This is a genomic window from Phascolarctobacterium sp. (assembly GCF_045124115.1).
GTDB lineage: Bacteria > Bacillota > Negativicutes > Acidaminococcales > Acidaminococcaceae > Phascolarctobacterium_A.
On record NZ_JBGVLF010000065.1, the window covers coordinates 1 to 23,847 of the forward strand.

22 protein-coding genes and 1 tRNA gene are annotated in these 23,847 nt (G+C 44.4%); 1 reads left to right on the forward strand and 22 read right to left on the reverse strand.

Features of this window, described 5'->3' with window-relative positions; all coding sequences use genetic code 11:
- Positions 1-1,091 precede the first annotated feature (1,091 nt).
- The 20 genes from ACJMM4_RS09310 to lepA form a co-directional block, all read right to left on the reverse strand.
- Complete coding sequence (locus ACJMM4_RS09310) at positions 1,092-1,340, reverse strand: YkgJ family cysteine cluster protein (protein WP_405378540.1); 249 nt, start codon at positions 1,338-1,340, stop codon at positions 1,092-1,094.
- A gap of 5 nt (positions 1,341-1,345) precedes the next feature.
- Positions 1,346-2,353 (reverse strand): hypothetical protein, encoded by a 1,008-nt coding sequence (locus ACJMM4_RS09315; RefSeq protein ID WP_405378538.1) that lies wholly within the window; start codon positions 2,351-2,353, stop codon positions 1,346-1,348.
- Positions 2,354-2,423: 70 nt separating this feature from the next.
- Entirely contained in the window at positions 2,424-3,926 is a 1,503-nt protein-coding gene (locus ACJMM4_RS09320) for a hypothetical protein (RefSeq protein ID WP_405378536.1), read from the reverse strand.
- Positions 3,927-3,989: 63 nt separating this feature from the next.
- Entirely contained in the window at positions 3,990-4,253 is a 264-nt protein-coding gene (locus tag ACJMM4_RS09325; RefSeq protein ID WP_405378534.1) for a Mor transcription activator family protein, read from the reverse strand.
- 107 nt (positions 4,254-4,360) lie between these two features.
- Complete coding sequence (locus ACJMM4_RS09330) at positions 4,361-5,413, reverse strand: GTPase family protein (RefSeq protein ID WP_405384156.1); 1,053 nt, start codon at positions 5,411-5,413, stop codon at positions 4,361-4,363.
- 21 nt (positions 5,414-5,434) lie between these two features.
- The gene (locus tag ACJMM4_RS09335; RefSeq protein WP_405384158.1) at positions 5,435-5,623 is read right to left on the reverse strand and encodes a hypothetical protein; all 189 of its coding nucleotides are present in this window, start codon (positions 5,621-5,623) and stop codon (positions 5,435-5,437) included.
- Positions 5,624-5,763: 140 nt separating this feature from the next.
- On the reverse strand, positions 5,764-7,056 hold the full coding sequence (locus ACJMM4_RS09340; RefSeq protein WP_405378528.1) for a glycosyltransferase family 2 protein: 1,293 nt from the start codon (positions 7,054-7,056) through the stop codon (positions 5,764-5,766).
- A gap of 41 nt (positions 7,057-7,097) precedes the next feature.
- Positions 7,098-7,781: a CDP-diacylglycerol--serine O-phosphatidyltransferase gene (gene pssA / locus ACJMM4_RS09345; RefSeq protein ID WP_405378526.1), complete on the reverse strand. Its 684-nt coding sequence runs from the start codon at positions 7,779-7,781 to the stop codon at positions 7,098-7,100.
- Positions 7,781-8,410 (reverse strand): phosphatidylserine decarboxylase, encoded by a 630-nt coding sequence (locus ACJMM4_RS09350; protein WP_405378524.1) that lies wholly within the window; start codon positions 8,408-8,410, stop codon positions 7,781-7,783. Before ACJMM4_RS09350 ends, pssA begins: the two co-directional genes overlap by 1 nt.
- A gap of 174 nt (positions 8,411-8,584) precedes the next feature.
- Positions 8,585-9,313: a WecB/TagA/CpsF family glycosyltransferase gene (locus ACJMM4_RS09355; protein ID WP_405378522.1), complete on the reverse strand. Its 729-nt coding sequence runs from the start codon at positions 9,311-9,313 to the stop codon at positions 8,585-8,587.
- Between the two features lie 15 nt (positions 9,314-9,328).
- Complete coding sequence (locus tag ACJMM4_RS09360) at positions 9,329-10,033, reverse strand: response regulator (protein WP_405384160.1); 705 nt, start codon at positions 10,031-10,033, stop codon at positions 9,329-9,331.
- A gap of 1 nt (position 10,034) precedes the next feature.
- Positions 10,035-11,705 (reverse strand): ATP-binding protein, encoded by a 1,671-nt coding sequence (locus tag ACJMM4_RS09365; RefSeq protein WP_405384162.1) that lies wholly within the window; start codon positions 11,703-11,705, stop codon positions 10,035-10,037.
- The gene (locus tag ACJMM4_RS09370) at positions 11,689-13,302 is read right to left on the reverse strand and encodes a peptide chain release factor 3 (RefSeq protein WP_405378516.1); all 1,614 of its coding nucleotides are present in this window, start codon (positions 13,300-13,302) and stop codon (positions 11,689-11,691) included. The genes ACJMM4_RS09365 and ACJMM4_RS09370 overlap by 17 nt, the downstream gene beginning before the upstream one ends.
- A gap of 12 nt (positions 13,303-13,314) precedes the next feature.
- A complete protein-coding gene (locus ACJMM4_RS09375) occupies positions 13,315-13,887 on the reverse strand; it encodes a hypothetical protein (RefSeq protein ID WP_405378514.1) in 573 nt (190 codons plus the stop codon).
- Between the two features lie 68 nt (positions 13,888-13,955).
- A tRNA-Pro gene (locus tag ACJMM4_RS09380) sits at positions 13,956-14,032 on the reverse strand.
- A 97-nt stretch (positions 14,033-14,129) separates the two neighbouring features.
- Positions 14,130-15,470: a phosphoglucosamine mutase gene (gene glmM / locus ACJMM4_RS09385; RefSeq protein ID WP_405384164.1), complete on the reverse strand. Its 1,341-nt coding sequence runs from the start codon at positions 15,468-15,470 to the stop codon at positions 14,130-14,132.
- 55 nt (positions 15,471-15,525) lie between these two features.
- Complete coding sequence (locus ACJMM4_RS09390) at positions 15,526-17,130, reverse strand: NAD(P)/FAD-dependent oxidoreductase (protein WP_405378510.1); 1,605 nt, start codon at positions 17,128-17,130, stop codon at positions 15,526-15,528.
- A 5-nt stretch (positions 17,131-17,135) separates the two neighbouring features.
- Complete coding sequence (locus ACJMM4_RS09395) at positions 17,136-18,065, reverse strand: YbbR-like domain-containing protein (protein WP_405384166.1); 930 nt, start codon at positions 18,063-18,065, stop codon at positions 17,136-17,138.
- Positions 18,062-18,901, reverse strand: a complete 840-nt coding sequence (cdaA, locus tag ACJMM4_RS09400) for a diadenylate cyclase CdaA (RefSeq protein WP_405384168.1) — start codon at positions 18,899-18,901, stop codon at positions 18,062-18,064. Before cdaA ends, ACJMM4_RS09395 begins: the two co-directional genes overlap by 4 nt.
- Before the next feature lie 15 nt (positions 18,902-18,916).
- Positions 18,917-20,716 carry a translation elongation factor 4 gene (gene lepA / locus ACJMM4_RS09405; RefSeq protein ID WP_405378504.1) on the reverse strand — a complete coding sequence of 600 codons (1,800 nt, stop codon included), beginning with the start codon at positions 20,714-20,716 and terminating at the stop codon, positions 18,917-18,919.
- Between the two features lie 251 nt (positions 20,717-20,967).
- On the opposite strand from lepA, the gene rpsT reads away from it, so the two are divergent.
- Positions 20,968-21,231 carry a 30S ribosomal protein S20 gene (gene rpsT / locus ACJMM4_RS09410; RefSeq protein WP_405378502.1) on the forward strand — a complete coding sequence of 88 codons (264 nt, stop codon included), beginning with the start codon at positions 20,968-20,970 and terminating at the stop codon, positions 21,229-21,231.
- A 357-nt stretch (positions 21,232-21,588) separates the two neighbouring features.
- Here rpsT and thrB read toward each other — a convergent pair whose 3' ends face one another.
- Complete coding sequence (thrB, locus tag ACJMM4_RS09415) at positions 21,589-22,500, reverse strand: homoserine kinase (RefSeq protein ID WP_405384170.1); 912 nt, start codon at positions 22,498-22,500, stop codon at positions 21,589-21,591.
- Positions 22,501-22,513: 13 nt separating this feature from the next.
- Positions 22,514-23,818, reverse strand: coding sequence for a homoserine dehydrogenase (locus tag ACJMM4_RS09420; protein ID WP_405384172.1), 1,305 nt, complete (start codon positions 23,816-23,818; stop codon positions 22,514-22,516).
- Positions 23,819-23,847 lie beyond the last annotated feature (29 nt).

Consider the following 23,847-nt stretch of genomic DNA (forward strand, 5'->3'; position numbering starts at 1 on the left):
GATTACGTCAGTGAATTTGTTGAGAAATTACCGTTGTATATTCAACGGGCTATTTTGGTGCGCTAAAATTAGCTGAAATATTGAGTTTTCAAGGAGCAAAATGTGTTTTTGCAGTATTTTTCATGTGGGAAGTTTTAGTAACATACTTTCTACCTCCATAACTTCAATCTAATATTACATAAACTATGCTAAACATATCTAGCAGTAGCAGCGGCTGGTCGCCACCACACCTGCAGATGATCTGCTTTATGCACATATAATACCAGTTATGGAGGACACCTATATGTCTTAGTAAAATTATTGTAGAAGAAATGTTGCTAAATATTGTGATACAAGCCATAGGAGAGTTTTTTAGTTTTAATGGAAATAAGCAGTCAATCAAATTTTCGTAAGTTCGCTTCTTGAAAAAACCTGTAAAAATGGTATAATATCTATAGAAAAAAGTGCTACCGATAGACGGTTAGCCCTAGATTTACAAACTATAAAAATAGCTGCTCTTCATTGGCGTGGGGGCGGCTATTTTTGTGTATTAGAATGGTTTTTACCTATCGTATAACCCAATCCGAACATGGTAGCACATAAGCTAAGTATGCCTATAAACGTATCAATACTCATCAGGGTATCCCTCCTTTGAGAGATTCTGCATACTGCAGTTTCTATATCATCAGAGGGTCACAGTCCCTCTGGAATTGTGTTTCAGAGGGCTAACCGCCTACCGCTTGGTAGCACTTTATTGTATTATATCACTTTGCATAATCAATTTCAACAATATGTTCGTTAAACGGTTCGTATGTTGTCGGACATGCTATTGAATTAGTGTTTCCGCAGAATTGATACCACCATCAACTAAAATAATTTTCCCCGTTCAAAAAGTAAGTCATTTTGTGATGAAGCCATTGCTGCGGCAACAACCCTCACTATCGAAGAAGTAAAGGCTATTCCGGCGTAAACGGATAGTAGCTAAGATTACGAAATAAACTGTAAGTTGAAAAATTAGGTCTCCTATGATGCAATCTATGTCATAGGAGACCTGTTTTAGTTTAGGAAGACTTTGTTTTGGAATTTACAGAGTTTATTTTTCCCCCCAATTATCAGGACTGAGTTTTTAGCATCTCACATACTATCTCATTCATGCGATAAAACTCTTCTCGAGTGTATAAGATACTATATTTCTTATTATACATCACATCAACTCTGCATATATCTGGCCTACTCTCATATATATCACAGACATTATCTTTCAAATGCATACATACACCATTTCCCAAATCGAATTGTTTGAGTTCTGGCACTAAGTTAATATTTCTACAGCATATACCACACTTAGAACACTTAAACATAAATGTTATGCCTCGTGCTCTGCCAAAAACATTTCTGTAGCTTGAGCAATTTGTTGAGATTCTGGAGTAAGCGTTCCATTTTCACTCAAAATAGGAGTATCTAAAATAGCCTTTATAGAAGTCAAAGTAGACAAACTACCAGCAACTACTTGTTTTTCTTGTAAATCATATTTTCTGTAGTCACAACCTGTATTTTGAATAATAGTAATTAATGCATTTGTTTGAGAAACAAAAATTTCATCTAGTTGCGCTAACAGCCTATCAAACAATCTTGCCCTTGCCCCAATACCATTACACAACGTTGCAACAGTATTCATTTCTTCTTCAAATCTTCTTGCTTTCGCAATGTTCGCGTAAGCCTTTTCTTTATTAGCCTCTGCCTTTGAAGCAGCGCAAGCTCCTAATACTGCTAACGCAGGTCCAGCAACTAATCCTCCTAATACAGCTGTACCACCAGCAATACCTAATCCACCGGCAGATATTGCTCCACCGCCCAAAAAAGCTAATGTTGCATTTGTTGCTGCCGCCCCGGTAAGAGTACCTATAGCAGTACCTGTAGATGCGACCCCAAGTGTGCCAGCAATACCATATGCGCCAAAAGCTGTAACTGCCCCCATAGCCGTTCCACTAGCAATACCACCTGCAAGAGAACTTGCCATATCACCCATTTGCCTTAATTCTACAAAAAAATTTTTATCTATCTTCAGTTTTTTTAGTTCTTCAAGCCCTCTAGATTCTTCTAATTCAATATTATTTATTTTCTTAAAAATTTCTATAAATGGAATAACACTCTCATTCAACACTTGAATTTTTTGATTACCTAGTTTCTGAATGGAATTACTACACTTAGTTCTGCTAGACTTAGCCCGTTTTGTTGCCTTATCGACAATTTCTTGTGCAGATTCATTCAACCGATTTGCAGTATCTTGATCATCCTTTGCATCAATACCTTTTTTCACTCCATAACCAGCTGCAGCAAGAGCTAAACCTCCTAAAATAAATGGTATAGGCATAATATTTTCCTCCTTATCAATATTATTGACGAAATCAAGACCATCAGGTCAATGTTTCAAACAAACTTATCTAAATTTTTATTGTCATGCCGCTAAGCATCAAATTATCACATTCTTCTTGACTTTCAAACAAGACCTGTTTTCCCAATGCTTTTGTAATTCTATTTGTATATGAAATGTACCCATCAATATCACCTATAGCTAAAGCTTGCTTTATCCCATCAAAAGATTCCTGAAAAATTCTTGCTTGGTCTTCTAAATATATTCGTATAATTTTCTCGAGCTCTTCCCTATAAGCTCTAATAAGCTTTCTATGTTCCTCACACATTTTTTCAATTAGTAAACGTTCTTCCCTTGCTACTTTCGCCTCTTTTAAGGAATTCATTAAATTTCCATAGCAAGCTGAGGATAACGCATAACCAATCATACCACCGATTATTCCTCCTACAATAGGTATCGGAATAACAGCTTGCCCTATCGTAGCACCAATAGAAGAAGCTATCATTCCACTCCCCTGCTCTCCAACTTGTTCAAGAAATTCAGTTCCTGTAATTTCACCGTTAAAGTATTTATGAACAGACTTGGAAAAGGTAATAGTGGTAGTAACTATCATTGCTGGCAAATTTGTAGAAGACAAAGATCTCATTGTTTGAGATTTCGCATTCTGCATCGTACTTTTTACTATTGTACTTGCAAATGTTGTTCCATACCCTATACCTCCAGACACGACCGTATCTTTTATGATATCCTTAACCGCCTCGTCTACCGGCTTATCATCTTTAAATATAGCAACTATATTTTGAACTGTAGAAACACTTCCCCCTATCGCCGCCGAGATGCCAACAGCCTCCATTCCCGCTCTATGCGAAATTTTTACAATATCTTTCGCTGTAGACAATTTTGGATGTTGCCTAGCAAACATAGCTTCTTTTGTGGACACGCTGCTCTTTTTTAAACTCTTTTTTATTTTATTATATTTATCAATTTTTTCTGATATCTGTTTTGCTTTCTCGCCATTCCCATTTTTCAAAAGTCTAGCTCGTTGTCTTTCTAAATCACTAATTCTTTTATTAGTCTCATCTAGTATACCATCATAATAATCTGAAGGCACCTCAATCTTAGCATTATTATCTAGATATTTAGAAAATTTCTTTGACATAATGCTATCAAGAGCTTTTTGTGGACTATTTCCCACAAACTTCATTTGCGATCCTGAGCCATCTATAATATTTCCACTTCCGTCTATTTCAACATGATCATACAACGGATTATTATCGTCAGTTCTAATTTTTCGTCTAGGCGATTTGTTTATTATATACTCAGCATTAGCATTGGCACTTTCCTTTATTTCTGCAGAAAAACCTGCTTGTTGCTTTAAATTCTGATTCTTATACTTAGGATTAATTTTTTGTTCAGATACAGATTTTAAGCTTCTCTTATAACTTCTTCCAACTTCATTATCACTTCCAGAATAGGCAACAAGATGTTCTTTAGCAGCACTGCCATACCTTTGAATAATCTCATTAGTTCCACTAGCTATAGCTACGTTAGTAAGATTTTCTTTTTTACTCATATCATCTTCCCCCCACGCCCACTAGAAAACATATTGTCATACTTAAACTAGTTTTTAATACTTTTACATATATTCTACACTTTCCCTAATAATCCTTCTTATCGTTTTCTCCGAATAGTTATATTTCACCGCTAACATTCTCACATTAGTACCATCGTACTCCTTCACGATAAGCTCTTGGATTTTGGCAGGGTTAAAAAGGCGTACCGGAAAATTAATCTGCTGGCCCTTAAACATATGGTAAATGTTAATAGCGGTATCCATCCCCAGCTTCTCGCTTATTTCTTTGTATACGCTATTGAACAAATCCGTATCATTAATTGCCACCGATATCACCTCTCTAACCCATTTTACACCTCCATCATGCTCAAATCTAATCTCAAACTCATTGACTTTGTCCTTGACTTTGCGCGTCTCCACTTTCGGCGAACGCTCTACTCCATCGCATTACCAAAAGCACGGAAGATGCCGTGAAGGATGCCTAAAGTACCGCCCATAAGCCCGCCTAAAAGCTTGCCTGGAATGCCCAGCGCTTTGCCGCCCACTTCCACGCCAAACTCTGCACCATCCCATAAACTATCCAGCACAGTTTCGCCAAAAGTCTTCTCCGTTGCCTCCATGTAATCTTCCTCGTGGTCATCATGGGTCCAATTATCTTTCTCCATCCTGATATTGTCCACCAGTGCCAAACGTTTCTCCTGCGGAATTAACAGCAACAGATGGTAAAGCAGCTTCGTCAGATTATAGGGTTTGCATTGCTCCCCACCTTCTTCCTTGTAACCTGCGCAGTAGTAAATAGGCACGATATCTAAATCCGTTGCTTCCTTAATGCGCGCTTGTACGGAAGCAGCCTTCTTCTTCAAGAATTCCAACAGCACTGTATCAGGCTCATTTTTTACTGCATCCCAATGTTTACCCTTCATGGCAACATCCGATTGGTTAATGCCAAGCAAAATGCGTTTGGATGCCTCATTGCCCAAGCAGGGTACCAAAACATCATTGATAAGCTTATAGGAAGTACCCAAATCTTTAGATGCAGCATCCATTACCACTACAACCAGATCAATCAAAGGCTTGTGCTCCGCATCTTCCTCATTAAGCTTCCCGATAATTGCCTTAGTAATCTGCTTATCCTTAGCAATGCTGTCCCCCAGACCGGGAGTATCCCAAATAATCAAATTTTCCAGTTCATATTTGGTAATCGCCGCTGTTTCCGGGTCCACACCCACGCCAACTTTAGCTACCTCCATATTGAACATAGCATTTATGGTAGAACTTTTACCACTGCCCGTAGAGCCCACCAGCATAATATTTACCTGTCTGCTGCGATTTTTAATCAACTTAGACAGCAGTTTGGTCTTCTCCCCTTCAGGCAGCTTGGCATTCATAATGTCTTCTTCCAAAGCTTCGTAAATGCTTTTCGCCTCGTCCTTTGCTTCCTCTACATGCTCCACAGTTTCCACATCAATTACCTTTTGTTCATCCATAATCTTTACCTCCATCTGCTCTTATTCACTATCTTTGTCAGTTGCAATGGCGTAGCCAATACCTGTCATCAAGGCACCAATAATCGTGGTATATTTACCAAAAACCATCCAACCAAAGAAGAAATCTCCTACTAAAACAATCATGCCTACAACAGTAAACAGTAAACCAATTAAAACCATTTTCAAACGCTCCTTTACAACACACATCATTACTAAACTCGTTAACACTTTTTGTGTTGCTATAAAAATACCATATCTGAAGGACAACCCCATGTCCCAGTAAAATTTTCCTAAAAATGGTAGCAAAAAAAGCTCCGCAGCTAATGCTACGGAGCTCTAAAACTACTTATTTACTTTTTATCTTTCGCGAAGACTACTTCCTTAGGACCATCGTTAACTGCGTCCTCGGGAATAATTACATCATCAAAGCTGATGCTGCGGGTGTGCAAGGTGTGGCACCAATCGTGTTCCTTGCGGTGCCACCAACCCAAAGCAGTGATGGGCACCCAACTGTAAATAAACAAGGGGTACAATAGCAGGTACAACCAAGACTTAAAGGATGCTCTAATCTTCCACAGTACAGCTACCGGGAAAATATATTGGCCGATACCTACAATAGTCCACACTTCCATAGGAATAATCAAATAGAGAATATTGGTATAGAAGGGATAGAAATTGTAGACATAGCTGAGCAGGATAAAGCAGGTGGAAATCATGAGGAAATAGGGCTGGATTAAGTTAACGGAACAGTCCAACATCACGATATTTCGCTCTTTAATCGCCTTCTTAATCATGGGGATCAAATATCTATCAGCAACGTCAAAGTGACCTTGAGACCAACGTTTACGTTGGTTCCAGCTCTGCATAAAGGTCAAAGGCTTTTCGTCATAAATAATGGCATCATGAGCCCAAGTAGTGGGAATGCCTTCCATCATTGCTTGAATGGTAAACTCCATATCTTCGGTCAGGCAGGTAGCACGCCAAGGATAGCGTTTCAGCACTTCCATATCAAAGCACATGCCCGTACCGCCCAAACAGCAGCTCAACCCCATATTGTATTTCGCTAAGCTCCACACATGGTTAACAATCCAGAAGGAAATGGCGAACACACCGCTGACCCAAGTATCCGTCGGGTTTTTGGCATCGATATAAGCTTGGATAATGCGCTCGCCATTGCACAGACGGCTATTCATCTCCCGCAGAAAGTCCGGATGCACCAGATTATCCGCATCAAAAATGCACACGGCGTCATACTGACGCTCCATTTTAAAGAGCCTGTCAAACATCCATGCCATAGCAAAGCCTTTACCGCGGCCTTCTTCACTAAAGCGTTCGTGAACAAGGGCGCCTGCTTTGCGGGCTACTTCAGCAGTCTTATCATCGCAGTTATCGGCAACTACAAAAATATCATACAACGCATCATTATAGTTCAAGCGTTTTAAATTATCTACTAATTGAGCAATAACGGCCTGTTCATTATGGGCGCAGGCAATCAAGGCGAAGGTTTTACTTTCGTCGTAAATTTTAACTTCTTTCTTCTTACCGAAAAGGCCGAACCAAGATACGAAGAAATAATAGAGCGTAAAGAATATAATCAACAGCTGCAAAGGGATCATGATTATATCAGCGTATGTATTAAACATGAAAAAACTCCTTTACTCCAAAATTTCAGCACATCGGGCAGTTAGTTGTTTTTACCGGTGGCAGCACGATAAATATGGTTGATAATGCCAGCCATAGTATAGGTGAACAATGCCACAAAAGGCCATGCACCCGGACGTTGGAACAGCATTACAGCGCCAATAACCACAGCAATCAGCACAGGCACCTTGTACATGGGATTGCCTTTGCCTTTGAAATCAGGATATTTAACTTCGCTGTACATGATAACAGCAATAACCAAAGTCATAGCAGCCACAATCATAGGGCTGAAGGTATAGCCGCTCAGTGCATAGGCAGCAAGGAAGCAAGCGCCTGCAGGAATAGGCATACCTTGGAAATAGCCATGGACCACACCGGTATTGCAGTTAAAGCGCGCCAAGCGCAGGCAGCCGCCTACAGCAAAAAGACCTGCAACAACTTGACCAACCAAGCCCAAATCCTGCATACCGAACTGATAAATCATAATAGCAGGAGCTACACCGAAGGAGCACATATCGCACAGGGAGTCCATCTCCTTGCCGAAATCGCCACCACCAACACCTAAAGCTCTGGCTGCGCGACCATCCAAGGAGTCAAAAATTACAGCAATAACAATAAACAACGGGGCATAGAAAAAATCACCCTCGATAGTCTTAAAAATAGAAAGCACGCCAAAAATCAAGCTGGCAGAGCTAATGCTATTGGGAACCAAACGACGCCAATTCATTATTCTTTAATCCTCCCCACCACAGTAATACCGCCAACAACGGACTGGCCTTTTTTTACGCAAATTTCCACATTACGTGGAACAATCAGCTCAGTGCTGGAGCCGAACTTAATCATGCCGTAGGTTTCGCCCTGTTTCAGCTGATGACCTACAGTTACCCAAGACACAATACGGCGTGCCAAGAGGCCGGCAACTTGGATTACCAAGAAACGGAATCTGCCATTATCTACCCCGATTGCATGGCGCTCGTTCTCGAAGGAAGCAGATTTTTCATAAGCAGGCACAAACTGACCGCAAGTGTAACGTTGGTATTTAATTTCGCCATCCAAGGGACTGCGGTTAGTATGCACATTGAAAACGGACAGGAAGATTGTCAGCTTCAAGGCAGGCTCATTGAGATATTCATCATCAAAAATTTCCTCCACACCCATAACCGTACCATCCGCAGGGGAGTAGAGTACATTGGGGTCATAGGGAGTTACACGATGGAAATCGCGGAAGAAATACGCGAAATACAACGCCAGAACAACAGGGATTACTGCCCACACGGCACCAAAGAAATAATACACAATAGCAGCCAAAACCAGAGACCCTATTACATAATAGTACCCATCTTTTACAATAAACATATACAGCCTCGCTTTCTCGGGGATTGCAAAAATCTATCACATAGAAAAAGTGATGGAAGCCATCAATTACGCTTTACCATCACTTTATTATAATACAGCTTATTATTTTTGTCCATGATAACCGTTAAATATTTAACACAAAGACGCAGAAAAAGCAAGCGCCTTTCTGTAAAATTATTTACCGCTGAACATAACCTTGAGCACGAATTTAGGCAGTGCCATCATGCGCATAAAGCGGCTGGGCTGTTTGTAAAGGCGGAACGCCCACTCCAAGGACGCCTCCTGCATCCATTTGGGAGCACGCTCCATTTTGCCTGCCAATACGTCAAAGCTGCCACCAATGCCCATTAAAATACGGGGCTTGAGCTGCTCACGATGTTCTACCAGCCATTTTTCCTGCTTAGGTGCGCCCAAAGCTACAAAAAGCATATCCGCACCGGAAGCGTTGATGGCTGCAATAATCTCCGGCACTTCGGCCTCAGTAAAATAGCCGTTGTGACAGCCTACTACCTGCACGCCAGGATAAAGCTCTTCCGCCTTAGCCTTTGCTGCCTCCGCAACACCGGGAGCACCGCCAAAGAAATAGGATTTGTAGCCTTTTTGCGCTGCTGCAGCCAACAAGTTGCAGTATAAGTCAAAACCTGCCACACGTTCAGGCACCTTATAACCCAAGTGACGGCCTGCCCATACAGCGCCTGCGCCATCGGGCAGCACCAGTTGGGCATCCTCGCTGATTATTTTATTGTAGGACGCATCCTGTTGACACATCATAATGATTTCTGCATTGGCAGTAACCACAAAGGTCTGCTCACCTGCCTGCAGTCGTCCTTCTAAATATTCTACGGACTCCTGCATGGTCAAGGCATGGACAGGTACGCCCAAAATCTTTATCGGCTCAATCATCTTCCTAGCCTCTCTTTATTGAATATATGCCTTCAGAACATTGCTTTCCTTATCAAGGCACAAATACTTATATACAGGTCTGCCTACGGACCCGCGATGCAGATCCAGTTTCAGCAGATGCAGTGATTTTAAAAACTCCAAATACTTACGGATAGAAACACGGGAAATGCCCACCATGGCAGCCACTTCCTCCGTAGTAAACATGCCGTCAATCTGACGGATGCACTCCCACACAGTTCCCAAAGTATTCTTGTCCAAGCCCTTGGGCAGACTAACCGCTGTTTGTGGTTCGTGGCGGACGATGGTCTGATCCAAATCAGACTGCTCGATAATGTTCTGCTCCTCCACAATATGGCGACGGCGTTGGTAATTATTCATAGCCAAATGGAAACGCTCGAACTCAAAGGGCTTGATAATGTAATCTACTGCACCCAAGCGCAGCGCTTGCTTAATCTTGTCCTTATCATTGGCAGCAGAAACCACGATTACGTCCACATCATAAAGTTTTTCACGAATCTTCGCCAAAAGCTGCAAGCCATCCATAGTAGGCATAAAGATGTCAAGAATCAGCAAATCATAGTCATTCTGCTCCAACAACTTTAAAGCTTTTTCACCATTATTGGCAACATCGCACAGCTTAAAGCCTTTTACTTGGCTGATATAATGCTCATGCAGATGAGCAACCATGGGATCATCTTCAACAACTAATACATTGATCATCTCAATCACCATCCTTCTTCACAGGCAGGCGCACAGTAAAGGTAGCACCTTCACCGGGCGCAGACTCTACAGTAATAGTACCATTTAAGTTTTCTATACTTTGACGTGCTAGGAACAAGCCAAAACCATGTCCTTCCACACCCTTGCTAGAGAAACCGCGTTGGAAAATCTTGCCCATTGTTTCTTCATCCATACCGGGTCCGGAATCCTCCACCACAATGACTATTTCCTTATCAAAGTCCAGAATGGTCAAGTTGACAATTCTTTCGCCGTCAAAGTTTTTTAAAGCATCAAAAGCATTTTCAATCAGATTTCCGGCAATCAGTACAATGTCATGGACGGAAGGAACGTACAGCTCGCCATGGAGCTCGCTTTCTTCCGTCAGGCTGAAATCAATCTCCAGCTCACGACTGCGGCTGATCTTGCCTAAAATGAAACCTGACAAAGTAATATCCTTCAATCGAGTAACGATAAAGGATACCTCGGACTGCCTATTATTGGCAATCTCTTGGGTATATTTTTTCAACTCGTCATAGGCTTTCATATTAATCAAGCCCATAATGACGTGCATCTTATTCATAAACTCGTGGGTTTGGGCGCGCAAAGCGGTAGCATAATTTTTAAAGCCTGTCAGCTGGTTGGCCATTTCCTCTACCACGGATTTTTTACGGAAGGTGATAACAGCACCCAAAATCTTCTTTTCACCAATCAAAGGTACTGCAGTGATAATGAAGAGAATAGAGCCAACCTTTACAGATGCATCGACAACAGTCTTGCCGCCTTTAATAATAGCATCCAACGGAACTGTCTTGAATACATCTTTAGCAGATCTGCCGCACAAATTATCGCAGTCAGCAATACCCGCCTGCGTCAGCAGATTATGGGCTTCAAAATTAACCACGGTGATAACACCATTGCTGTTAACGTTGATAATGCCTTCACGTACAGAGTCCAAAATGACGTTGCGTTCCTGCAGCAGACGTGCGATTTCTTCGGGCTCGTAGCCAAAGAGAACCTTTTTAATGCGTCCTGCTAGGAAGATGGCGCCAAAAATGCCCACCAATAAGCCCAAGGTTACCAAAATCAGCAGAAACATAACTGCATCCAAAGTGGACTTGTTGAGCAAGTCATCGGAATAACCTGTAACAACGTAGCCAATGGTTTCGCCATTATCATTGCGCACGAAGCCAAAGGCTTGATTAGGTATAGCGTAGTTTTCCTTCCAGCCAATTTCATTCAACGGAGCGTACTTGTCTACCAAGACCTGCGCCCGAGGTGCGAAGTTAGGCAGCTTGCCCGGGTTATACATTACCCGTAGCCTGCGGTAGCGGTCATAAATAGCTACGCCCGCCTCGTCCGAATGATCTACGTCATTGACATAGCTACCCATAAGCTCATTGGCAGATTCAATCTCTACCGTGCTGTAAACCTGTAGTCCCCGTTTAATTTCGTCAGAATTACAGAGGATGTTGTTAATGCTGACTGCATTAATGCTGACGCGGTCATAGACCACCCTAGAAACCTTGTAGGTAGTAAACAAGGATGCAGGCAGCAACGCAACGCACACTACCAGTGTAATCAAAATAACGATTTGCTGGGAAAGGGAAAACTTCGTATTAAATTTTAGTTTTGTAAAAATAGAGCTGTTGGGCTCCTTAGATTCTTTCAACATCTGCAGGTACCGTTAAGAACTGAATACCGGGGTTGCGATCCAAAATCCAATTCAGGGACCATTCATTGTTAACCAAAATAACAGGGCGGTCCTTCTTGTCATAAACAAGCATACCATTGTCCAGACCCTTGATATTTTCAATCAGCTTCTTGTCTTCAGCGTATACCCAGCGGGCTACGGAATAAGGCAGCTGGTTCATCAGCAGTTGCGCACTGTATTCGTTGAGCAGGCGGTATTCCAATACCTCCAATTGCAATACGCCGACTACGCCGACGATGTAGCTTTCCAAGCCTACGCCTTCTTGACGGAAGACTTGGATTGCACCTTCTTGGGAAAGTTGGATGATGCCTTTTTCAAATTGTTTGCGCTTTAAGGAATCCTTAGGCTGTACGCGAGCGAAAATTTCCGGCGGGAATACGGGGAAATCTTCAAATTGCAGCTTTAAGCTGTTATCGCTCAAGGAGTCACCAATGCCGAAGATACCGGGATCGAACACGCCGATAATATCACCGGGATAAGCTTTTTCAACAATGGTACGTTCCTGCGCCAGGAATTGTTGGGGTTGCGCCAATTTTACCAGTTTGCCGGACTGCTTATGGTATACAGACATGCCCTTTTCAAATTCGCCGGAACAAATACGCATGAAGGAAATTCTGTCACGATGGGCAGGGTTCATGTTAGCTTGGATTTTGAAAACGAAAGCAGAGAATTTTTCGTTATCCGGTGTAATCATTGTACCATCTTGCAGCGCGCGGGGCTGTGGCTTAGGAGACAATTCCAAGAATTTTTCTAAAAATGCCTGCACGCCAAAGTTGGTCATAGCACTACCGAAGAACATGGGAGTCAGTTCGCCCTCATTAACCTTCTCAAGATCAAACTCATCCCCTGCCATATCCAGCAGTTCAATATCATTGCACAGGTTTTCATACAAGTCGTCGCCCAACAATTCTTTAATCTTGGGGTCGTCCAAAGAACCGGTGGTGGATTTCAGTTTATTAGAACCATGGCTGGTGTCGTCTTCAAACAATTCAATGGTATTTTCCAAGCGGTTGTACACGCCTTTGTAATGACCATCAATACCAATGGGCCAGTTAATGGGATAAGCGCGGATGTTCAGCACTTTTTCCAATTCATCCATCAAATCGAAGGGATTGCGGCCGTAGCGGTCCAATTTGTTAACAAAAGTAAAGATGGGCAGATGACGGCGGTGGCAAACCCAGAACAGCTTCTTAGTCTGCGGTTCCACGCCTTTAGCAGCATCAATCAGCATAACAGCGCTGTCCGCAGCCATCAAGGTACGATAAGTATCCTCAGAGAAGTCTTGGTGACCGGGGGTGTCCAAAATATTGACGCGGTAGCCGTCATAATCGAACTGAAGCACAGAGGAAGTTACAGAAATACCGCGCTGCTTTTCAATCTCCATCCAGTCGGATACAGCATGCTTATTGCTTTTGCGTGCCTTAACAGAACCTGCCAAGTGAATAGCTCCGCCGTAAAGCAGCAATTTTTCTGTCAAAGTAGTTTTACCTGCGTCAGGGTGGGAAATAATCGCAAAGGTGCGACGTTTCTCAATCTTTTCTAATAATTCTTCGCTCATGTTGTCCCCCTATCAATCCTCAATAGTCTCATCCATGTTTTGGGCTTCATACAGCTTATAAGCCTCTAAAATCTGCTTTTTAATATAATCAGGCACAGGAATTTCCGTCTGCAGCTCACCGCGCATGGTTACGCGGAAAGCAACATTATCAAATTTTTCCCCGCCATAAGTTTCACAGGTAAAGGAAGTACGCATAAATTCATCAGTGAAAATGCAGTCCTTTAAGTAATGAGCTTTGCGCTCCCTATCCCACGCTGCGTAAATCTCGTACAGACGGCGTTGTGCCGCTACAGGGATGTCTTCGCCTACGACTACGGTTTCCGTTTCGTCCAAAGGTGTGCAGTCCATGTGCTCATAGAAGCTGCCATCCTCCAATTCGATGTCCACAGTCAGCACGTAGTCCTTTTCATTAAAGGATGCATCTTTAATCTGCCACTTAGCTTCCCACTTGGCAATGCAGGCAGGACAGATAAATTTAGTATCGCGGATACTGGTAGCCATATAATTATCACGATAGTACAGCTTTTCACCGGGCACAAAAGCCTCACCGCATTCGCTGCAAACAATGTCCAAGGTACGAATCATGTGCAATTCCTCCAAATTTGAATATGAAAAAAAGCCTTAACGTATACGTTAAGGCTATAGATCCGACATGGTCGGAGCGGCGGGATTCGAACCCACGACCTCTTCCACCCCAAGGAAGCGCTCTACCAAACTGAGCCACGCCCCGACAACTTTGGGTTGTTGCTGTATCTCAGCAACGAATAAGATTATACTGTATCTACATGGATTTGTCAACAACTTTTTTGAAAAAAGTTTAAATAATTTTAAGCAAGTTCTGCTACAACCACATCGGCAATAGCGCTGGCGATTTCTTCCAAGCGGTCTTGCTTAGGTCCTTCTGCCATAATGCGGATTAAAGGCTCGGTGCCGCTGGCACGTACCAGGATTTGGCCGTTATCGCCCAACTCTTCTTGATATTTTTTTATAACCTCTTGGATAGCAGCTTTTTCTTCCCAGCCGTTTTTATTCTTTACGCGTACGTTCAGCAGGACTTGGGGGAACTTAGTCATTACTTTGCCCATTTCGGACAGAGGCTTGTTGTTCTTAACCATAGCGCACAACAGTTGTACAGCAGTCAAGATACCGTCGCCTGTTTTAGCATATTCGGAGAAGATAATATGACCGGATTGTTCACCGCCCAAGGAATAGTTGTTTTTGAGCATTTCTTCCAAAACGTAGCGATCGCCTACAGCGGTCTTGCAGGTCTTGCCACCGTGAGCCTTCATAGCTTGGTGCAGGCCTACGTTGCTCATTACGGTTACAACCAGCATATTGTCGTTAAGCTTATGGCGTTTCATTTGTTCCAATGCGCAAATCAGCATGATTTGGTCGCCGTCAAGAGCTTCGCCGTTTTCGTCCACTGCCAAGCAACGGTCAGCGTCGCCATCATTAGCGATACCCACATTAGCGCCTACTTCCACAACTTTTTTCTGCAGCGCTTCCAAATGGGTGGAACCACAGCCATTGTTGATGTTGATACCGTTGGGTTCGTTGAAGATAGTTACTACTTCAGCGCCAAGGCTGCGCAGAATAATCGGTGCAATTTCACTGTTAGCGCCATTGGAGCAGTCCATAACAACTTTCAAACCATTGAGTTTTACATAAGCAGTGCTGAGAATATGTTTGATGTACAGCTCTGCCAAGTTCTTTTCGTAAACAATGCAGCCTACACTGCTGCCGCTTACAGCGTTGCTGTAGTCAATAGGAGTTTCTACAATAGCAGCAATTTCATCCTCTACTGCGTCCGGCAGCTTGTGACCGGTTTGGGAGAAGAATTTGATACCATTATCTTCAAAAGGATTATGGGAAGCAGAAATAACTACACCTGCGTTAGCCTTTACTACAGAAGTAAGGAAAGAAACTGCAGGAGTGGGCATTACGCCCAACAGATGAGCATTACCGCCTGCACTGCAGATACCTGCAGCCAAAGCGCTTTCCAGCATTTGTCCGCTACGACGGGTATCCCTGCCAATAATAATCTTGGGACAGGAAACTTCTCTGCCAAAATATTTTGCCGCAGCATAGCCCAGTTTGAAAGCCAGCTCCGGAGTCAGTTCTACGTTCGCTACACCACGAACACCATCAGTACCAAATAAACGTGCCATTTATTTTCCTCCTTAATTACTTCCTCTACTTTAGAAGCAACAATTTATATATTTACTATTGCATAGGTGCAAAGCGTTTCATAATCGCCCTAGCCACATGATAACCATCAAGCGCTGCGCTCATAATGCCTCCGGCATAGCCTGCGCCTTCGCCACAGGGATACAGCAAATCATGGGTCACAGAAACAAAGCTAGCGCGGTCGCGGTCAATGCGTACAGGCGCAGATGTACGTGTTTCCACACCTGTTAACAGGGCGCCGCCGTCAGCATAGCCTGCCAATTTGCGGCCAAAAGCGGTAATACCCTGACGCAAAGTATTCGTTACATAATTAGGCAGCACCTTGTCCAAATCGCAGGCTGTCAGCCCCGGTCGATAGGACGGTTGCACCAAAGACTCCAAGGAAGGCGTGCTTTGACGCAGGAAGGTGTCTAAATTTTGGGCAGGAGCATGGTAGTTGCTGCCACCGCAGGCAAAAGCCAAGCGCTCGTATTGACGTTGGAACTCTACGCCTGCCAAGGGGTCACTGCCAAAATCCTCCGGGGAAACGTTTACTACCAATGCACTGTTAGCAATACCGCTGTCGCGGTTGAACATGCTCATGCCGTTAACTACTACGCCGCCACTTTCGGAAGCAGCAGCAACCACTTGTCCACCGGGGCACATACAGAAGGAATAAGCTGTTCTGCTTTTGTCCGGAGTGTGGTACACCAGTGCGTAATCCGCCGCCCCCAGCAGATGATGTCCGGCAAAATCGCCATATTGGGCTCTGTCAATAAGCTCTTGGGGATGCTCGATACGCACACCAATGGCAAAAGGTTTAGCAGTAACGCCCACCCCTTGGGACGTCAGCATAGCGTAGGTGTCGCGGGCACTATGGCCGCAGGCCAGTACCACGGCACCTGCCGTCAAACGCTCGCCAGATGCCAGCACTACGCCTTGCACAGTATTGTTCTTAATGATTAAATCGGTAACTTGGGTTTCGTAACGGATGGTACCGCCTAAAGCACGAATGCGATTGGATAGCCCTGTTACCATAGCACGAAGCTTATCCGTACCTACATGGGGCTTGTGCTCATAAAGGATGTTTTCCGGAGCACCTGCATCTACAAACAGCTGCAAAATTTCCGCCATTACGGGGTCGTTAACACGGGTGGTCAGCTTACCGTCGGAGAAAGTCCCCGCACCGCCTTCGCCGAACTGAACATTACTTACAGGATTGAATTCACCTGTAGTCCAGAAACGATTTACATCGCTGACGCGTTGGGCTACAGCTTTGCCACGCTCCAAAAGGACAGGCTTATAGCCATATTCTGCCAACTGCAGTGCAGCCAGCAGACCTGCAGGGCCTGCGCCAATAACGACCGGAGGTGCAGCCATGGGCATTACGCCCAATTCCACTGCCTCTTTGGCAGGACGCTGGTATTTGGAAATATCCTTGTCCCCCAGAAGACGCTTGGATAGCTTGGCATTAACATCTACATCTGCCAAAACGTGGTAGTTTAAATAAATATCGCTTTTCTTACGAGCGTCCACAGCCTTGCGCAACACCTGTACGCTTTGCAGTGCATCCTTGGGCAGACCTGCCTTTTTGCACACTGCCTGCTCCAGGCTCGTTTCGTGGCGCAAACTGATACGCACATTAGTAATCTTTATTTTCATCGGCACTATTTCTGCCTTTCTACGGATAACCTGATTTGGACGCTGCGGATTTCAGGAATAACCTTCTCCGGCAAATCCAACTCTGCGGCTACAACGGTACTACCCGTCAGTTTACTTACATCCACAGGCTTAGTATTTACAGCCTTCAACTCTTTCAAAACAGAAGGAGGAGCAGTAATCCTAATGGTGGACGGAGTGATTTCCGCTTTCGTAACCACTATACCTGCAGGCAGATCGCCCCCTGTCGCCAACTGTACAGGCACATCTACGCTCAACATTTGGGAAACCATAGTCGCCTGTACCATAACGCGCTCAGGTATAATCTTCATATTAGGAATATCGTAACCATCATCACTAACTGCTACCAATTCGCTTTCCGCTTGGAAACTGCCCTTGTGGTCCGTCACATCAATGGGGGCAACAACCTTATTTACCTTGTCGATACGGTGGGTTGCGCCACGCAAAGTAACTTCTGCGGGAGTGATAATGCTGTTGCCTACAGTCATATCACTGGAAACAGCGCCTACCACACGGGTAGTAACAGGCACTTTCTTTTCACTCACAGTATCTACGTAAATAGAAACTTCATTAGGAGTAACGGACACAACTTCGCCATTAGGAAAATCTACTTTTACAGGTACATTCTGTTGTCCTTCAGTAACATTTTTCAAATTTAAGGAAGCAATAATCTTGCTATCGGATTTTTCGCCTACTTGAGTTCTAGTGCCACGCACTTTGACGATAACCTTTGCCGGTGCATTAAACACCATCATGTTGCTAGGCATATTCTCCTGCCGCAGACTTACCTCCACACTGCGTTCCACAATGGGGTTTTGGTCGGTCATTACATAAATCCACAGGCAGCATGCCACCAAGAGGCAGATAATCCTTGCCAAGAGATTTTCTTTACGTGCAAATCTTTCAAAGATGTTCATTTTTTGTCACCGCCTATCAAGCCGCGCAACCATTCCGGCATGGAATCCTTGGAGGAAGTATGCGGACGGAAAATAGCGGTACGCAAAATTTCCTTCACATCATTAACGGTCAGATAACGCATTAAATCGCCATTGCGGGCAATGGAAATAGTGCCTGTTTCTTCGCTGACTACCAAAACCATAGCATCGGACTGTTCGGACATACCGATGGCCGCACGATGGCGCGTACCCAGCTCCTGGCTTAAATTGCGGTTTTCCGTCAAAGGCAGCAGGCAGCAGGCAGCCATAACGCGGTTGCCACGAATAATAATCGCACCATCATGTAAAGGTGTATCCTTAACGAAGATGTTCTGGATTAAGCCGCTGCTGACAATACCATCAATAGGTACGCCGGTCTCAATGCGCTCCACCAAACCGGTATTGCGCTCAAAAACCATCAACGCGCCTACTTTCGACTTGCTCATAGCTTTAGTCGCCAAAGCAACGGACTCCAGCATGGATTCCAACTCCTGCTCATCCAGTTCGCTGCTCTTGTGGAACAAGTTGCCACGACCAATCTGCTCCAAAGCACGGCGCAGCTCCGGTTGGAAAACTACGGGCAAGGCGACCATAATCACCGTCATGCTCTTTTCCAAAAGCCAACTGATGACATGAAGATTGAGCCAACGGCAGGCAATAGTGAACACTACCAGTACCAGCAAACCTTTTACCAAGGTTGCTGCACGAGTGTTCTTCAGCATTAAAAATAAACGGTAAAGGAAATAAGCAACTACAACAATATCGATTATATCCAGGATGCCAATTGTTGCTAACAATCCCTGGAGCTGTACAATCATCGTCAATCACCCGCCTTAGTCCATCTTGAGGATAGCCATGAATGCCTCTTGGGGCAGCTCTACGCTACCGACTTGCTTCATGCGCTTTTTGCCCTCCTTCTGCTTTTCCAGCAGTTTACGTTTACGGCTGATATCACCGCCGTAGCATTTAGCCAAAACGTCCTTACGCATAGCGCGCACGTTCTCCCTGGCAATAACCTTATTGCCAATAGCAGCCTGTACGGGAATTTCAAACATTTGGCGAGGAATCAAGCTGCGCAGCTTTTCTACCAATTGGCGGCCACGCACTTGGGCGCTTTCCTTATGCACAATAGCGGAAAGGGCATCCACAGGCTCGCCGTTAAGCAGAATATCCACCTTCACCAGATTAGACCAACGATAGCCGCTCAGCTCGTAGTCCAAGGAAGCATAGCCACGGGTGGCAGATTTCAATCTATCAAAATAGTCAAAGATAATTTCGCTCAAGGGCAGCGCATAGTGAATCATAACACGGGTATCGTCCAGATACGTCATGTTGTCATATTCACCGCGTTTTTCTTGGCTCAACTCCATAACAGCGCCTACATAATCCTTGGGAACGATAATGGTAGCGTTAACGAAAGGTTCTTCAACATGGTCGATAACAGTGGGGTCAGGGAACAGAGACGGGTTATCAACCATCTCTACCTCACCATTAGTGCGGAACACTTCGTAAATTACGTTGGGCGCAGTAGTAATCAGGCTCAAGTTATATTCACGCTCCAAGCGTTCCTTAATAACGTCCATGTGCAGCAGGCCCAAGAAACCGCAACGGAAGCCGAAGCCTAAAGCGGTAGATGTTTCCGGTTCAAAAATCAAGGAAGCATCGTTCAACTGCAATTTTTCCAAAGCATCGCGCAGATTATCGTAATCGGAGTTTTCTACAGGATACAGACCGCAGTATACCATGGGGGTTGCCTTGCGATAACCGGGCAGCGCCTGGGGTGCAGGGTTGTTGGCATCGGTTACAGTATCGCCAACGCGGGCATCCTTAACATTTTTAATGCTGGCTGCAAAGAAACCTACTTGGCCTTCTTCCAACTCGTCTACGTTGACAATACCTGGCTTAAAGTAGCCTACTTCCGTAACATCAAACTCTGCGCCTGTAGCCATCATGCGAATGCGCATACCTTTACGGATACGCCCTTCCATAACGCGCACATACAGCACTACGCCTTTATAAGCATCGAATTTAGAGTCGAAAACCAGCGCTTTCAGCGGTTCTTCCGCGCTACCTTGAGGTGCGGGGATGCGGGCAACAATAGCCTCTAAAACATCTTCGATGCCCAAACCGGTTTTAGCGCTGCATAAAACTGCGTCGCTGGCATCAATACCGATAACATCTTCAATTTCTTTTTTTACATGTTCAGGATCAGCACTGGGCAAATCAATTTTGTTAATAACAGGAACGATTTCCAAATCATTGTCCAACGCCAAATATACGTTGGCAAGAGTTTGCGCCTCGATACCTTGGGTTGCGTCAATAACCAGCAGTGCGCCTTCGCAAGCAGCCAATGCACGGGATACTTCATAAGTAAAGTCAACGTGACCCGGAGTATCAATAAAGTTCAGCATATATTCTTCGCCATTGCGTGCCTTGTAAATGCTACGCACGGCCTGTGCTTTAATGGTAATACCACGCTCACGCTCTAAGTCCATGGAGTCCAGAATCTGTTCCTCCATCTCGCGTTTGCTCAGTGTTCCGGTATATTCTATCAATCTATCGGCAAGCGTAGACTTGCCATGATCTATATGGGCAATAATAGAAAAATTGCGGATATGGTCTTGCTTAATCATAGATGCCGTTTGCTCCTTTGCAAAAAATTATTTTATTAGTACTAATCATTATAACATTTTCTACCTTCCCCTGTAAATAATTTAACAGTAATAATATATTGTGCAAGCAACTGCAGCGAGTTGGGCGTAAGTTGACAACACTATATGATAACCACCAAGGATTATTTAAAACTTTTTCTAAAAACACTTGCACAAACCCTTATCATATGTTAGAATATTGCAGTACAAGAATTATCAGGAGGTGAAATTCGTTGCCGAACATTAAATCTTCCATCCGCAGTGTAAAAACCGACGCAGAACGTCGTGCTAAAAACGCTCCGGTTAAAGCAGCTCTCCGTAATGCTTCCCGTAAAGTTGTTGCTCTGTCTGAAACCGCAGCTAAAGAAGACGCTCAAGCTACTCTGGCTGTTGCTTCCGGTTTGCTCGATAAAGCAGCTCGCAAAGGCATTATCCACAAGAATGCTGCAGCTCGCAAAAAATCCAGACTTGCTAAAAAAGTTAACGCTATGGCTTAATTTTTACAAGACTGACCTGCTCTTCGGAGCAGGTTTTTTTGTTTTTACGGACAATTTCTAGAGACTCTAACAAAAGTAAGTGCCATCAATCCCCAGACAAAACATTAGCAATTTTAGCTCATAAGTGCCCAGAATCACAGAAATGAAGCGAACCGAACAGCAAATTATTTTGCGAACAAAATCGGCCGCGAATTTCGTTGTGATTCTGCACGAAATGAGCGTTAAAATTGCTAGTGAGTCGGGGATTGATGGCACGATGCATTTCTTGACCAAAATAGCAACAACCGCCGGGCATAAGCCACAGCGGTCGCTGCTAGAAAGGAGATGATGATGTTAAAGGGACTAAACCCCAAAAGCCTAAATTGCTTGCACGCCTTGAGTATCAAGATGCAGAATATGGTAGCAGGCGTGCTCCCCTTGCTGCGCAAAGGTCGCTACCATAGCCTTAGCGATGGCTTCGCCATCCGCCTCCGGTGCTGCGTAAGCCATTACTGTGGAACCTGCACCGCTAATAATAGCGTTGTAAGCGCCTGCAGCTTTCGCTGCCGCAAACACATCATACAAGCCAGGAATCAAATGGGCACGGTAAGGTTGGTGCAGCTTATCATCCAAAGCCATACTTAAATATTCATAATTGCCGCTTGCTAAAGCGCCTACTAAAAGCGACGCACGGGAAGCGTTATACACAGCATCACCATGAGGAATGGTCTTAGGAATAGCCTGACGCGCCAAAACCGTAGGCAGCTTGCTATCCGGCACCACCGCAATAAACTGCAACGGTTTAGCAGGAATCAGCTTTAAAGAATGTGCCTCGCTATTTTCCATATAGCTAATAGTAAAGCCGCCGTAAATGGCAGGTGCTACATTATCAGGATGGCCTTCAATCTCCGTAGCGATGTTCAAAAGCTCGTCACGAGTATAATAATTATCGCACAAACAGTTGGCAGCATATAAACCTGCTACAATGGCGCTGGAACTGCTGCCCAAGCCACGGGACATAGGAATGCGGTTAATCATCTTGACTTTAAGGCCTATACGCTTGCCATCCATCACCTTGTTCCACACCCGCAAAAAGCTGGCGAAAGCAAGATTGCGGCCAAAAGGTTTAAGATACTCGGCACCTTCACCGGTTACTTCCAGTTGAAAGCCCTTGGTATCAGTAATTTCGTAGGTGGCTTCATTATACAAATCCACAGCCAAGCCCAAGGTATCAAAGCCCGGACCACAGTTGGCTGAGGTAGCAGGAACACGGACAGTTACCTTGTTCATTAAGCTCACCCCTTTAGCACAACTTGCTGTCTTCTACACGAATTACGCAGCTGACTTTTTCTACAACAGGCAGCACTTTTAAAATTTGCAGTGCCATTTGCAGATTGGATTCAGAAACGCTGTGGGTAATAACAACGATTTCCGCTTTTTCGCCCATCGCTTCGTTTTGTTGGATAACATTACGCAGGGAAACGTTTTGCGCACCGAAGGCTGCTGCAATCGCTGCCAAAGCACCCGGTTGGTCAAGCACTTGCAGACGGATGTAGGCAGGAGCGGACATTTTTTCCGGCGGACACAGTTGCTTCTCTTTGAAGCAGGTACAGCTAATACGACCGCAAGCGCCATGCATCATGTTACGGGCGATGTTAATAATGTCGCCGCAAACAGAACTTGCCGTAGGCAGACGGCCTGCGCCCAGGCCAAGGAACATAGCCTCGCCAATAGCATCGCCGTTAACGAACACTGCGTTGTACACGCCGTTTACCCCAGCCAGCGGATGGGTCAAAGGCAGCATAGTGGGCTTTACGCAAACAGTAACGCCGTTTTCTTCATCATTTTTAGCAATAGCCAAAAGCTTGATAGCATAGCCCAAGCTTTGCGCATATTTAATATCGCAAGCTTCGATATTTTCAATACCTTCTACCAGCACATCGTCAAGGCTGATGCGGGTATTGAAGGCAATAGAAGCCAAAATTACAATTTTACGAGCAGCATCCAAACCACCAACATCGGCAGTAGGATCAGACTCAGCATAGCCTTTAGCCTGTGCTTCCTTCAGCACCTCGTCATAATCAAGGTGTTCGTTGCTCATCTTGGACAGCATGTAGTTGGTAGTGCCGTTAACAATACCCATAACGGAATTAATACGATTGCCTGCCATGCTGGTCTTCATAGGCTCGATAATAGGAATACCGCCGCACACACTAGCCTCGAATAAGAAGTCGCAGTGATGAGCTTCCGCCAACGGAAACAGCTCCGCACCATAACGGGCAATAACGTCCTTGTTAGCAGTAACAACATTCTTACCGTTTTCAAAAGCTTTTGCAATATATTCCTTAGCAGGATGTTCACGGCCCAACAATTCAACAACGATATCGATATCTTTATCTTCCAAAATATCGTCAGCATTAGCAGTGAACAGATATTGATCGCCGTATTCCTTTTGGCGCGCCTCCACATTACGGTCCAACACCTTGGTAATGCGGATGGGCTTGCCTACCTTTTGCTCGATTTCGGCAGCGTTCTTTTCTAACACTTTAATGACGCCGCCACCAACAGTGCCTGCTCCCAGCAGGCCAACATTAATAAAGTCTTTCATCGTCCCCTCATCCTTTCTTCACGGAACAA

What these genes read in the sequence shown, in the direction of transcription:
- cdaA (WP_405384168.1), bottom strand. Translation starts at nt 18,901, where the DNA reads ATGATTGTACAGCTCCAGGGATTGTTAGCAACAATTGGCATCCTGGAT.
- ACJMM4_RS09375 (WP_405378514.1), bottom strand. Translation starts at nt 13,887, where the DNA reads ATGATTCGTACCTTGGACATTGTTTGCAGCGAATGCGGTGAGGCTTTT.
- ACJMM4_RS09340 (WP_405378528.1), bottom strand. Translation starts at nt 7,056, where the DNA reads ATGTTTAATACATACGCTGATATAATCATGATCCCTTTGCAGCTGTTG.
- ACJMM4_RS09365 (WP_405384162.1), bottom strand. Translation starts at nt 11,705, where the DNA reads ATGTTGAAAGAATCTAAGGAGCCCAACAGCTCTATTTTTACAAAACTA.
- ACJMM4_RS09320 (WP_405378536.1), bottom strand. Translation starts at nt 3,926, where the DNA reads ATGAGTAAAAAAGAAAATCTTACTAACGTAGCTATAGCTAGTGGAACT.
- thrB (WP_405384170.1), bottom strand. Translation starts at nt 22,500, where the DNA reads ATGAACAAGGTAACTGTCCGTGTTCCTGCTACCTCAGCCAACTGTGGT.
- ACJMM4_RS09335 (WP_405384158.1), bottom strand. Translation starts at nt 5,623, where the DNA reads ATGATGTGTGTTGTAAAGGAGCGTTTGAAAATGGTTTTAATTGGTTTA.
- ACJMM4_RS09350 (WP_405378524.1), bottom strand. Translation starts at nt 8,410, where the DNA reads ATGTTTATTGTAAAAGATGGGTACTATTATGTAATAGGGTCTCTGGTT.
- ACJMM4_RS09315 (WP_405378538.1), bottom strand. Translation starts at nt 2,353, where the DNA reads ATGCCTATACCATTTATTTTAGGAGGTTTAGCTCTTGCTGCAGCTGGT.
- ACJMM4_RS09420 (WP_405384172.1), bottom strand. Translation starts at nt 23,818, where the DNA reads ATGAAAGACTTTATTAATGTTGGCCTGCTGGGAGCAGGCACTGTTGGT.
- ACJMM4_RS09360 (WP_405384160.1), bottom strand. Translation starts at nt 10,033, where the DNA reads ATGATCAATGTATTAGTTGTTGAAGATGATCCCATGGTTGCTCATCTG.
- glmM (WP_405384164.1), bottom strand. Translation starts at nt 15,470, where the DNA reads ATGGCACGTTTATTTGGTACTGATGGTGTTCGTGGTGTAGCGAACGTA.
- lepA (WP_405378504.1), bottom strand. Translation starts at nt 20,716, where the DNA reads ATGATTAAGCAAGACCATATCCGCAATTTTTCTATTATTGCCCATATA.
- pssA (WP_405378526.1), bottom strand. Translation starts at nt 7,781, where the DNA reads ATGAATTGGCGTCGTTTGGTTCCCAATAGCATTAGCTCTGCCAGCTTG.
- ACJMM4_RS09330 (WP_405384156.1), bottom strand. Translation starts at nt 5,413, where the DNA reads ATGGATGAACAAAAGGTAATTGATGTGGAAACTGTGGAGCATGTAGAG.
- ACJMM4_RS09395 (WP_405384166.1), bottom strand. Translation starts at nt 18,065, where the DNA reads ATGAACATCTTTGAAAGATTTGCACGTAAAGAAAATCTCTTGGCAAGG.
- ACJMM4_RS09355 (WP_405378522.1), bottom strand. Translation starts at nt 9,313, where the DNA reads ATGATTGAGCCGATAAAGATTTTGGGCGTACCTGTCCATGCCTTGACC.
- ACJMM4_RS09390 (WP_405378510.1), bottom strand. Translation starts at nt 17,130, where the DNA reads ATGAAAATAAAGATTACTAATGTGCGTATCAGTTTGCGCCACGAAACG.
- ACJMM4_RS09370 (WP_405378516.1), bottom strand. Translation starts at nt 13,302, where the DNA reads ATGAGCGAAGAATTATTAGAAAAGATTGAGAAACGTCGCACCTTTGCG.
- ACJMM4_RS09310 (WP_405378540.1), bottom strand. Translation starts at nt 1,340, where the DNA reads ATGTTTAAGTGTTCTAAGTGTGGTATATGCTGTAGAAATATTAACTTA.